Below are 12,798 nucleotides of genomic sequence, written 5' to 3'. Positions count from 1 at the left end.
GCAATGAAACCTAAAATTTATTTAGCTGGAGGCTTCAAAGGTGGCTGGCACAATAAAGTCATAGATGAATTAAAAAATGGCTGTATATTATTTAATCCTCAGCAACATAACTTACCAGAATCTGAAAAATATACTGCTTGGGATCTGTATCACGTAGATAAATGTGATATTCTTTTAGGTTATATGGCTAAGGATAACCCTTCCGGGTATGGATTGGCATTAGAAATAGGGTATGCAAAAGCAAAGGGGAAACTTATTATTCTTGTTGATGAAAGGTCTCCTGAAGATAATCAATTCAAAAAGTATTTTTTAATTTGTAAAGAATCATCGGATGTGCTGTTTGAAAATTTGGAAAGTGCAATCAGTTATATAAAGACGTTTGCTTTAAGTTAAGATTTCCTTAGTTTTAAGAGGTCTTCCTTGCTATAGAAATAAGCATTCTTCACTTTTTTATATTCAAGCTTGCCTGCTACTCTATAGTGCATCAGATCACAATCTTGAATTTTTAACAACCCTTTAGATTCACTACTATTTAACCATTTATCTTTATTCATAATATTTAATTATTTATAAATCTAACCAACTATTAATTCTATCCCATATTAGTTCCAAAATACGATCTGTCCTTTTTATTACTACATTTTTATTCCAAGTTTTATTTTCAGAATTTTCTACAAGAGGCAAGATATGTTCATTAAAAGAAGAGTTTTGAAGAACTGTAACCGTATCCGTATTTAAATTAATACCTTCACTTTTAGCTTTGGAGGCCAATTCTTGAAGCTTATCAGGATCTTTTTCACTCAAATGTTTATAATAAATTATTTTTTCTTTCCACCCTTTATTTCCTGCAGAGCTATTTATTTTAGTTGGTAACAAAGTTAAATTACCTATAAGTTGGAATGTTTCATCTTCATTATACAATTCTTTATCCCAACCACTATCTTTACCCTTTTGAGGAGCTATATGTTCGATTGACTTTAACTCCGCAGAATTCCATTTAAACAAATTAAAATATGGCGAAGTCCCTTCAACTCCTTTTTTCATTAACCCTATTGATTCCGAATCAGTAATTGTTCCTTCGAATGCTAGAAAAAGACCTATTTTACAAACGCTAGCAGAATGGTTATATTTGAAATTGTTTTTAGCTATTGCCATCCAACTTTCTTTAGTTTCTATATTATTTTCAGATAAAACGTTTTGTAAATATTTAGTCAAATCATCAATACAAATCGATTTATTATTCATCCAATTTTTTCCATCCCTTTTTTCCTTTGAAGAATTTTTTAAAAATTCCCGATAAACATTATCTAATCCTGAATTAGATTTTGCAGATCTCCATATAATATAAAATGAACTTATTGCTTTTACAGCCATTATAAAACTTATAATAGACCCATCTTCTCCATTTAATAAATCGTTATAAAATCTTCCCAATAATGTTATAGACATTTTGTGATTGGAAGATTTTAAAAACAGTATAAGAAGTGATACTAAATCGGCTTCGGAATTTTGAGATATTACATCTATTTTAAGTTCATTAGCCCCTTTATAATTAAGCCAAATTTCTTTATAGAACTTTGCGTAATTACCAAGAAATTTAATTAATTCCTCTTTTTGTTCTTCATTATTCTCCTTGTAAACCTCGTTAAGCCATTTTCTTTGTTGACTAAAGTGACTAGATAATATCTCACCATCGGTTGTAATAGCTAATGATGTCAAAAAATCATTAGTTAACTTATTTTTTTGTGCCGCTGTTTTAGTATGAGAAAATAAATTTTGGATATTTTCAAAATTAACCTTTGTATTAGAATTCTTGTAAGATCCTTCAATTTTTTTTGTCGAATTTACAACTAAGGGTAAAAAAGTTTCAATCGCAGTTAGAGGTGTACCAGTCGCATTCAAAGATTGAAATAAATCAAATGCCCAATCATCTTTTGAAGGCTTTATTATAGTAAAGCAACATCTTTCTAATAAATAATGACATACCGAAAATAACTGAGCCATTGAGCACACAATAAAATCAAAACTTTTTCTGTTATTGATTTCCTTCCTATTAACAGCCTCTTTTAAATTTGGCCTATTGTATAACCATATGTACTCTTCCTTAAGACCTCCAATAATTTCCCATGCAGGCACGAAATCTGTATTGTTATTCACGTGGGCATTTATAACTGTTTGTTGAATCCAATCATTAATCATCTTTAAGTTTTCACCAACTTTAGTTTTCCTGTCCAATTTTGGTTTCTCGCCATCCGCAAAATGATATTCAATATATTCAGCAAGATATTTGGCTATATCTGACTTATAATTTTTTTTAACTTCCCCATCCCGAGTCCATTGATCAATATCACCTCTAATTAATTTTGGCTTTCTCTCCGGTTTTCCTCTCTTAAGATCCAAAGAAAACAAATCAACTAGCTTATCCTTCCAGTTTCTTGAGGCTTCTTTCAAAGTTTCACTAAACTCATGATTTGGTAATTTGTTCTCTAATTCTATAAGATGTTCATGAATCTTAGTAGCAAATAAAGCTAAGGTAGACAATCTTTGTTGACCATCAATAATTTTATCTATTCGGCTTGGTAGGCCTTGGGGATCTTGAGGTTCAATATTTTCCGTCGGATTCGTTTCTTGAACTGCTATAATAGTTCCTAAAAATCGTATTTCATCATCTTCATCTATTGCATTTTCAATACCTTTAGAAATATCCTGTAACAATTGTTCAATATTATCGCTATCCCAAGTATATTCTCTTTGATATAATGGTATATAATAACCTATTCCTGGTTGCTGAAAAAAAGTATGTACATTACTTGTAATTGGATCAAAAGCACTATCAATTCTTATCATTCTCGAAATTCATTAATTCATTAACAGTAAGGTTAAAATATTTGGAAAAAACTTCAATATTTCTGAGACTTAAATTTCTTTGCCCTCTTTCAATTAAACCAATATATGTTCTATGAAACCCTGTTTTATTGGCTAATTCTTCTTGACTAAGTTTATTGGAGATCCTAAGACTCCTTATTCTTTCTCCAAATTGTATTAAAATATCCTTTTCCACAACCCAAAGAAAGACATTTGAACACAATAAGTCTACAGACAATAAGTCTCATTAAGAAAATGATACTCTAAAAACATGTTCTTTGTTTTCGATAGAAGAAACTTCAATAACATGGGAAATTTCAACAAGATTAGAATTGCAAGCAGATGCTGTAGATGCATAAAATTCTTCTTTATGCTGAAGGAGATAATCTTCAGCATCTATATTATTTAAGGTAATACTTGATATATGCGGTGCACGATTAGTGTCTTTAAAATTTATGACGCCTATATTATTGGTTTCTATATGCTTTTCAAACTCATCCCGTTTATCAAGTATAGATACTATAATGTTTTGTAAATCAGCATCAACAATTTCGCATGCTTTCCCTAATCCTACTATCCCTGGAGTATTATGAGTGCCTCCACGTAGTTCATTTTCTTGCCCTCCACCATGTATTAAAGGAATTAATTTTATATCATTTTTAATATAAAGTGCTCCAGTGCCTTTAGGTCCATTAATTTTATGAGCAGAAAAACATAAAATATCTATATTATCTTCTAAAACATCTACTACCATTTTTCCGACAGCCTGAGTTGCATCTGTAAAAAAAGCTATGTTCCTTTCTTTACAAATACTTCCTATTTCTTGTATTGGTTGTATAACACCTATTTCGTTGTTTACATACATTATAGAAACCAAAATAGTATCTTCCTTAATAGCATCTATAAGATCTTGCAATTCAATTACCCCATCTTCATTTATATCTAAATAAGTAACTTCAACTCCTTTTTCTTCAAGGTATTCACAAGTTTTCAGAACTGCTTTATGCTCAGTTTTTACAGTAATAATATGATTTCCTCTTTCATGATTAGCTTCCCAATATCCTTTAATGGCCATATTAATAGCCTCAGTAGCACCTGAGGTAAAAACAATTTCCTCAGGAATTGCATTTATCAAATTTGCAACTTCCTTTCTAGCATTGGTAATAGCATCCATAGATTGCTTTCCAAATTCATGATTGCTAGATGCATTACCATATAATTCATTAAAATAAGGGAGCATAGCATTTAAAACCCTATCATCCACTTTAGTAGTGGATGCATTGTCTAGATATATTGGTTTGTTATTCATGCAGTTTTATCTCTGAATGCACCAAAGATATTCATTTATTAAATGTTTTATAAATTTTCAACAAATTGTAGTTGACTCATAAATTCTGCAAGTTCGATGTCATCAATATTGATAATTATCAAATTACTCATACATCTTGTGAATCCCGTATAAATGAGCTCTCTATAGGTTGTTTCTAGAGTATCTTTTTGAACAATTAAAAAAAGAGTTTTTATCTCCCATCCTTTATAGCTGTGGATTGTCGAAAATTTAGTTAACCCAGAATTCATCCAAAAATGAAATTTTTTATTTTTTCTGATTTTTTCAACTTCTTTATTAAAGTTTTTAGATTTTTCTTTAAATACTCATGAAACTCCCTGGTCTCAGACATGATGTAAGTTTTCTCCTTAGTACTCTTTCTATAGTAATAATCAATTTCACGAATAATTTCTATAGATAATGAGAGCACACAAATATCATTTGGATGATTATCTAATTGAATTGAATAAGACTTAATGAATTGAGCTATTTCTTCAAAATTGAGAACATCGAAATGTTTATAGTATACTTTATCAAATAGTTCGGATTGAAAGTCAATACCTTCAAATTCATCAGGAATATGCTTGTCCGCTAATAAAACCTTCTGGAAAACTGAAGCAAAAGCTGTAATTGTTGGAGTTAATCTAAAAGACTTGTCGAGTTGTGCCCATCGACCTAGACTATTTGGAATAACAAGCACTTTTTTGTTATTTACTATAGAAACTCTATTATAAATATCTTGCTTACTATCTCCAAATACAACAAATTCACCATTATCCGCTAAGAAATACTTTTTTATAATCCTAAGCCATTCCGTTCTATAATCTTGAACTTCATCTATAAGAATTGAAGAGTATTTTTTGATCCTATTTTCAAAACTCCCAAATAAATCGATATTACAATAATATTTTTTGTTGAAATAATTCTCTTTTTCCGAATTCTCCCAATTATCAAAACTTCCGGGAATATCAAATTCAATTCCAAGGTTGTTCATGGTTGAATTGAAAAAATCATGATAATTTAATATATGGAAGTTGCTCCAATTGAAATTTTCTCTTACATTACTTACTTTATCATGAATATAATTCTTAAGAGAAAGATTATACGTGAGTATTAACACCGTTTTATTTGTTCGTTTATAAGCATTCACTGCTCTTTTGGCTAGAACCAAAGTTTTTCCTGCATCAACTATTCCTCTTATTTTTTGTTCTCCAGATCTACTAACTGATAATAGTAATTGCTTTTTATCATATTTGAAATCTTTTCCATCATCAAAGGAATGAAAAGAAGGTTTCAGGTATCTTTTGAAACTCTCATAAAGTTCTGAAGAGAAGTAATATGATTTTCTACTAATCCATCTTCTTTGAAGAAGTTCATTTAGATCTTTTGAATTAAGGTTGTCTTTACCAATTAATTCTATATTCTTATCCAGAAACTTTAAATATCGTTCTTTTGATTTTTCCGAAAATTCACTTATCTCTTTTTTAAATGGTGTTAGAAGAAAGTTCTTAATATCACTTTGACTTTCTTTATAAAAGAAAACTGCACAATTAACCACGTACCAATATTTGTAATCTCTTAATTTTAGTTCCAATAAGTCTTCAATATGGAGATTATACATATTTTCTTTGTATTTGAGTACTTGAGAAATAGGCGATTTTGTAAGCGCATTATTATATGAAACAAACCATCTTTTTCTATAGTCTAAGTAATAGCTATCTAAGTTCCAGTCTTTTACTTCGATAATTAGGATACCACCACCTTTTCTCATTAGAATGATGTCTGGACAATCCCCATTTAAGAAAGGCTGAAAATATATTTCATATTCGTCGTTCAAGTTTTCTAGGAGAAAATCGATCATTTTAAGCTCACCTTCAGTTGGAGGGACCTTCAGATTTTTTATAGTTTCATATTTAGGGTATATATGGGCCACTTATTGAGTAATATATATTATAAATAAGTTTCTTTTTCTTTCTAATTGAATTCAATTTACTTTGAATTGTATAAACTTCAGTGTGGAGTTCCGCAAACCATTAAGAATTAGCTTCTTTTTACTTCAATTTTTTCGTTTACTAGTAATGTCTCTTACTATTTTCTATTTAAATATTTTCCCTGTCTATCCCATGAAGTTAATTTTATTCTCCTAAGCTTTCAATTAGGTCTTTATCACCAAAGTTAATAATGAACTCTGTGTAGTAGCTATCAAAAATATCTTGTAGATATTCTGATATATCCTTGTTTTCGGAAGCTCCATCTTCTGTTTTCTTTACAAGACTAAATTTCCTGTTTTTGGTAATAGTATATAGAAATAGAGTGTGAAAATAAATCGATGAAATATATTTTGTTTCTCTAGCTTCTTTTTGTTTTTCATTAATATTTTTGTCTTTTGATTTAAATCGAGTGAGCACATTGCTATCCATGTTAATGAATATTTTTTCAAGTTGTTCTCCTTCTGCCAATGGATACATAACCATTTCTGCATTCATTTCAGATGGAAGTGATTCATTTGCCTTTTCCCAAGAAAGAAAACCTTCTTTTTCTTCCTTATAAACCAATTGAAATTCTGGTAATCCCGGATTTTCAAAATCTTCTTCTTTTTTAGGAACTTTCTCTTTTTTTTGTTTAGGCTCAGCCAAGCGAACCATAAGTATTTCTTCAAACGAAGGACCACTTCCATTAAGAGATACTTTAATCTCCAGTTCATCACCAACAGAAACTTCTTTTCCCTCAGCATTGAGATGTATCCTAATAGTTCCATTACTAGGGCTACTTTTATGAACATTCAACACTTCACTTATTTCGGTTCTTGTTCCCTCCCTATCTCCACCTTTAGTTTCGCTAGACCTATGAGATATCAATGCTACTTCTAACTCACCTGGTTCATCTGTTCTATGAAAATAATTATCTTCAACATCAGTTGCAAATTGGATTTGATTTTCTCCATTTAAAGGTAGACTAATTGCATTTTTAGTTCCTTTTCCTTTAAGATTAAAAAAACTTGGGAAACGTTTTGGAGAGAAAGCGACTTCTTCTTTTTCTTGTTGACTTTTTTTCTCTTTAGAATTCTTGTTTTTTTTGGCATCATCCTTAAAGTCTAGTTTAAACGTTTGGCTTAATAACCTCATCAAATCAGGAGCCATGCCAATGTCTTTTGTGAAAGATTTTAGTAATTCCGTTGTACTACCAGATTCAAACGAAATCGAATTTTTTCGTTCTTGATTCAATTCATAAAGAATACTTCCTTTTTTACTCAATTGTTTAGCTAAAAATCCTCTTAAAGCTTTGGTTTCACCACCACCTTTTAGCCGATCTCTTGATGCCATAAATAACCTCTTTCTAAAATCATAATCCAAATGGGTACAATCAACATGTATAAGTAAGTGGTTCTTAAGTAGACTAAACTTCAAAGATTGTGTTATGAACTCTGTTGTATAATGACCATGTACTTGTCCGTTCATAGAAAATAGAACAGACATATTATTTTTAAAGTATCGTTCTCGGATATGCTTTTTAGATTCAGAAACACTATAGTTTTTTACTTTGTTAGCAAAAACATATCCTGTAACAACTAACTTTGACCCAAAGAAAAGATCATCCTCATATTCTTCAACAAAAGTCTTCTGCAAATAATCCTCTTCTTCTTTTTCTAAACGCCTTTTCAAACCAAAAAGATCAGTTTCCAAAACCTTATTGTTAGGGTATCGCTCCTTCGTATCTTTTGTTAAAATTGGCAACGCTGGTTCAAATAAAAACTCAGTTAATTGCTGATTTAATTCTTGTGCAAATCCGTAACGTTTTCCAAATTGATAAGAATACAGCTTGATGATAGTTCCCGAAACAAATTTTCTATTGTGAAGTTTTAGGTCTAACTCATCAATAGGAAAAGAAGGTATTCTTCCGTCAATTACAAGATATTCATACCAAGTATTTTTCTTAATTTGTTTTTCTTCCTTAGAAAGAGGATGTTGCCTTACCAGAGTAAAACCAAAATTTCCAGTTTTATCATATCTTTTTGAACCTATTAATTGATATCCGTTTTTTCCACAAAAAACAATGGCTCCACTACCTCCCATATTATATTTCCCTTGAACAAATGGAATTTCGTTTTTATTTCCGGTAACCAAGGACAAAAAAGTGTTTTCAAATTTATCAGGAAGTTGACCTTCTCCATTATCATAGATAATGACCGCTGTCTCATTTGTTGGACCATCTGCAATTATCTGAATTTCCTCAGCTTGCTTACGCCTATTGGATTGGAGATCCCAATTTCTGTTAGGAAAAAACATTTCAACTGCTTCTTCCATGGTTTGAGGAGCATAGGTCGACTTAGGATCAATACCCATCTCATAACACCTCTTCATTAATGTAGCATCAATTGAATTGGTGATTTTCTCAATTAATGCAGCTATGGGAGAAGATTGTTGGTTCTCTATTATACTATAATTATTTGAGGTACCTCCTAGAGGTTTCCAATTGTCATCATTAAAGATATCAGAATTCTTATCAAGAATTTCTGATAATTCGGCTTCCTGCTTAGCTGAAAAAAGGTCAAGGAAAAGTTGTCGCATATAATATTCTGTTGGTTAAGCAGGGGTAATTACCCTCTAAAATAATCAAAAAATTTATACAAACATTTAAAAATATATCTCAGTATTATTACTAGATATTTATATTATACATGTTTTTATGGAAAAGTTGATCTAGACTTCAAAAATTGTTTGACAAAGTATATTATATTTAATCCCAGTTACCCCATACCTGTTTTTAGTAGTAATGGCATAATTATTATCAAAAGAATCATCTACTTTCACCACTTCAATATTGATCCCCGCATCAAAAAGCGGTGCAGTACCTCCACGAATAGTCTTTTGAGTAGTACGTTGAAAAATGACAATAAAAATGGTATTAGGATGTTGTTTTCGTAATCGATCAAAATCTTGTGAGGGCAATCCTGTTTTGTTCCAACTATCAATGATTATTACATCAAAATCTTTGGCAGCTTTTGAGATGGTTTGATACCCTTCAGGCAATTGATCCGTAATAAATATGTTGTTTTGATTCTTAGGTTGTAGATATTCTTCTTTCATACGCGTAATCAAATCAGATCGAATCCCAATCTCAAGGGAAAAAATTGCGATTCGATTTCCAATCTCTGTAAAAGCATCTGCTAGTTGATAGGTAAATCTTGTTTTTCCACCTCCCTGATCACCTTCGATAGTGATGGCTAGTTCATATCGTTCTAAATTCCCTAACAACTCACCTAATGCTCCATTAAGTTTAAATGTATTTGTCGAAAGGCTTAAAGGCTGTGCATTAATTGGTGAAAACAAACTAGGTGGCACTTCTTTGATAGGTATATCTCCTAAATCTTGATTCGAGTCAGAGGGAACAGATTGACCTTTCACAACTTTTCTTAACTGGCGTAACCATTTTCTATTGATCACAATCTTAACTTGTTCTTTTAAAATAAGATTGTTGTGTTGTACAATCAATTTCTCTTGGATTTGCATTAGATGATCTGCCACTGGAGTGTCTTTACTGATTTCTTTTTTTGAAATTGCTTTTTGAAGATCAAAAATGTACTGCTTTAGTTCATCTCTGGATTGAATAGTTCTATGCATCTCCAAGAAACGTTTGATAAATTCCATTTCTATTAATGATATTCCATCTAAACTGATTTGCTTCTTCTCTTTGGGTATATGAGCATTTAATTTATTGAGGTAGATATCAATAGTTTCTTTTATAAGGGGTTCACTATGATAAAAATCCTTAGCATCCATCAAAAACTGATGTCCTTCTTGTAGAATTTCAGGAAGTTTCTGGATTTCTATAGTGGTGATTGCTTGTGAATAGGTATCAAACGTAATGGCTTGTTTTTCCATAAAACAATACTACCTTGTGTAACCATATTACTTTCGGGATAGTTCTGTTTCGTGCAGGATCAGCACTAATTTTGTAACCGTAATTTTAAGGCTCTGGACCTTATCATTATTCTTTCTAATTCTGAGATACCTGATAGGGCTGGTATCTTCTTTTGGATATCATAGTTCGCTGTCAGGACTTCGGTTTTCTTTTTATTGGTTTGCTTGGTAACGGCAACTTTCCTTTCTATAGCATGCTGATCCCAATTCTGTTTTTTCATAAATTCATTCAATGTTTCAGAAGGGTAACTACTTAATAAAAACTTCCCTTTTATCTTACTTAAAAGCTCCAATAGCTCTATAAAATCCTTTTCCTTATATCCTTTGTAATGGCCCATATCAGAATTAAAATAGGGAGGGTCCACATAAAAGAAGGTATCTTTGGTATCTCTGCTTTTAATCACTTTAAGTGCATCGTTACATTCGATATCCACCAAATCTAGTCGGTCACAAATCTCTTTGGTAAATGCCTGTTTCTTATTAAAAATGGTTTTGGATACACCATTGCTTTTTCGTTCGTATGCATAGCCTCCAAATATCCTTGCCGAAAAACTCATATTGGTCTGCACCCAAAATGCCCAAGCTCTTTTTACCTTATCTTTTTCGTTCTCATTCTTTAAAATAGCTGCAGCTTCTTTGTGTAACTTTCTACTATGAGGAGTAGCTTGGATTAGTGTATTTAATTTGGAAAAATCCTGCTTACATACCTGGTAAAAATTAACCACGTTGCCATTGAGGTCATTAATCACTTCGGCAGGACTTGGTTCTTTCGCAAAAAAGATGGCTCCTCCTCCTACAAAAGGTTCACAGTATAGATTATGTTCCGGGATTAGCGAAAGAATGTGTTTGGTTAGCGCCTGTTTTCCTCCGTAATAGGTTATTGGAGTTTTGGTTGTTTTTCCTAGGCCGTTTAAAGGAGATCTCATCTTTTTGTTTTCGGTAATGATAGAAAAGTGAGATGTATTAATTTCTGTTTTGGGTTTGATATGAATTGTTAATAACAGATAATTATAGTATTCTAAAAAAATAGAATACTATCGTAAATTCCCTAAAGTTCGCTAAAAGTTTAAATTATCCAAATCTTCCTTTTGTTTTTATTAAGAGTTTTATTTGTAAAGAAAACTTAATAAGTTTTCTTATATCAATATTATTTCTTTTATTTTCTCTATATTCGAGAGAAATTACCCCGAAATCAGAGTGTTATTCAATACTCTGATTCGGGGTTTTTTATTTTCAGTTTTAAATATTTATAATCAACTAAACTAATTATATGAAATCAAAATACATTCTTCTTCTATCCTTTATCAGTCTACTTCATAGTTATACTTTTTCTCAAGAATTAGCGATTAATGAAAACCCTGAATCTTTGTTAGAATCTGGACTCAATAATAATAGCTCTTCAAATGAAAGATTAATCAATTCTAAATCTAGAAATTCGGGTGATAGAAGTGGTAATGAGAATCCTAAGGATATCGAAACGGTAGTTATGACAATCGATCTTGATGATCCGCGTAAAAAAAGTGTGAAAATGTCTAATGATAGAAGCCGGCTAGCTATTTTAAGTCGAGAGCTTTTAGCAGTAAAATTAATCAATGGGAATCCTTTTAGATATCAATACAAACTTAATTATCAGTCTGTCAATCTATTTGATGATAAGCAATATATTCCTGATTTCAACAGGGAAAGTACTTCGGATACTAATATTCCTGAAATTCAATTGATTGTAAGTGGCCGATTGGAAACTGACCCACTGAAGTCGCTATTCATAATAGATTCTTTAATGACAAAATTAGAAGTAGAAATTAGAAATTTTGTGGATTTGAATAGTCAAAAAACTAGTTTAAACCTTGATGAATTTCGAGATAAAAGAAGGGAATTTAAAGATAAGTATGAAGAGTATTTAATATTATGGAATACCCAAGAATCTAAACTTGATCCTCAAGGAAATTATCCTGATTTACCCAAACTCAAAAAAAGTTTTTTGGAGAACAAAGAAAAGATCAGAGTAATGATCGAAAGACTATTGTCTGTGGACAACAAACCATATTTACTTCCAATAGATATAAATGGAGATAATATAGATTATATCGAGATAGAATTAGAAATTTACGATAAAACTCAGCAAACGACTCGAAAATATACTTATAAAATCTGGATAACTGGAGGTTTAAAAATTGATTTTAGTGGGGGAGTTACAGTAACATCCCTTTTTGATAGTGAATATACAACAGTAGCTATTTCTGATGATCCAGCAACTACTGAAAATGAAGCTGGAACAGCAATTAGAGAATTAGATAATGGCGATTATGACTTTGGTTTTGGGGCAATGGTTAATATTTCGATAAGATCAGGAGGGGCTTGGGTGAAACCTAGCTTAAGTATTGGAGCTATGTTCAGTTCCGAACAAAAATTTCAATTAATGACAGGGTTTGGACTTATTCTTGGTAAGAATAGTAGATTTATATTTCACGGAGGTTTGGCAATGGGACAAGTAGCAACATTAAGAAGTGATTTTGTCGCTGACGGGGAAACTACATATAATTTAGGAGAGGATGGAAGCATCCCCACTAATGATAAATTTGAATTTGGCCATTTTTTTGGGATTAGTTATAATTTTGGCAATCCGAAAGCAAAAACACCCGCACAATAGACGTCCGGTTAATATAATTAGCAGAACCCGTATTC

At 31.2% G+C, this 12,798-nt stretch carries 9 protein-coding genes; 2 read left to right on the top strand and 7 right to left on the bottom strand.

Annotation, left to right across the window (positions count from 1 at the left end):
- Positions 1–3 precede the first annotated feature (3 nt).
- Positions 4–393: a nucleoside 2-deoxyribosyltransferase domain-containing protein gene (locus tag ACFSJT_RS06725; protein ID WP_378319455.1), complete on the top strand. Its 390-nt coding sequence runs from the start codon at positions 4–6 to the stop codon at positions 391–393.
- Positions 394–567: 174 nt separating this feature from the next.
- On the opposite strand, the gene ACFSJT_RS06720 is transcribed toward ACFSJT_RS06725, so the two are convergent.
- The 7 genes from ACFSJT_RS06720 to ACFSJT_RS06690 form a co-directional block, all read right to left on the bottom strand.
- Positions 568–2,847 (bottom strand): DUF262 domain-containing protein, encoded by a 2,280-nt coding sequence (locus tag ACFSJT_RS06720; protein WP_378319454.1) that lies wholly within the window; start codon positions 2,845–2,847, stop codon positions 568–570.
- Positions 2,834–3,061 (bottom strand): helix-turn-helix domain-containing protein, encoded by a 228-nt coding sequence (locus ACFSJT_RS06715; protein WP_378319453.1) that lies wholly within the window; start codon positions 3,059–3,061, stop codon positions 2,834–2,836. The genes ACFSJT_RS06720 and ACFSJT_RS06715 overlap by 14 nt, the downstream gene beginning before the upstream one ends.
- A gap of 51 nt (positions 3,062–3,112) precedes the next feature.
- On the bottom strand, positions 3,113–4,174 hold the full coding sequence (locus ACFSJT_RS06710; protein ID WP_378319452.1) for a cysteine desulfurase family protein: 1,062 nt from the start codon (positions 4,172–4,174) through the stop codon (positions 3,113–3,115).
- A 265-nt stretch (positions 4,175–4,439) separates the two neighbouring features.
- Positions 4,440–6,053 (bottom strand): NERD domain-containing protein, encoded by a 1,614-nt coding sequence (locus ACFSJT_RS06705; protein ID WP_378319451.1) that lies wholly within the window; start codon positions 6,051–6,053, stop codon positions 4,440–4,442.
- Between the two features lie 274 nt (positions 6,054–6,327).
- On the bottom strand, positions 6,328–8,760 hold the full coding sequence (locus tag ACFSJT_RS06700; RefSeq protein ID WP_378319450.1) for a hypothetical protein: 2,433 nt from the start codon (positions 8,758–8,760) through the stop codon (positions 6,328–6,330).
- A 132-nt stretch (positions 8,761–8,892) separates the two neighbouring features.
- On the bottom strand, positions 8,893–10,074 hold the full coding sequence (locus tag ACFSJT_RS06695; protein WP_378319449.1) for an antirestriction protein: 1,182 nt from the start codon (positions 10,072–10,074) through the stop codon (positions 8,893–8,895).
- A gap of 65 nt (positions 10,075–10,139) precedes the next feature.
- Complete coding sequence (locus ACFSJT_RS06690; protein WP_378319448.1) at positions 10,140–11,039, bottom strand: DNA adenine methylase; 900 nt, start codon at positions 11,037–11,039, stop codon at positions 10,140–10,142.
- 344 nt (positions 11,040–11,383) lie between these two features.
- Between ACFSJT_RS06690 and ACFSJT_RS06685 the strand changes: the two genes are divergently transcribed.
- The gene (locus ACFSJT_RS06685; protein ID WP_378319447.1) at positions 11,384–12,763 is read left to right on the top strand and encodes a hypothetical protein; all 1,380 of its coding nucleotides are present in this window, start codon (positions 11,384–11,386) and stop codon (positions 12,761–12,763) included.
- Positions 12,764–12,798 lie beyond the last annotated feature (35 nt).

The sequence above is a fragment of the Aquimarina celericrescens genome (assembly GCF_042682765.1).
In the GTDB taxonomy this organism is placed as follows: domain Bacteria; phylum Bacteroidota; class Bacteroidia; order Flavobacteriales; family Flavobacteriaceae; genus Aquimarina; species Aquimarina celericrescens.
Note: the sequence above shows the minus strand (reverse complement) of the source record. Positions and strands in the feature narration are given on the sequence as shown.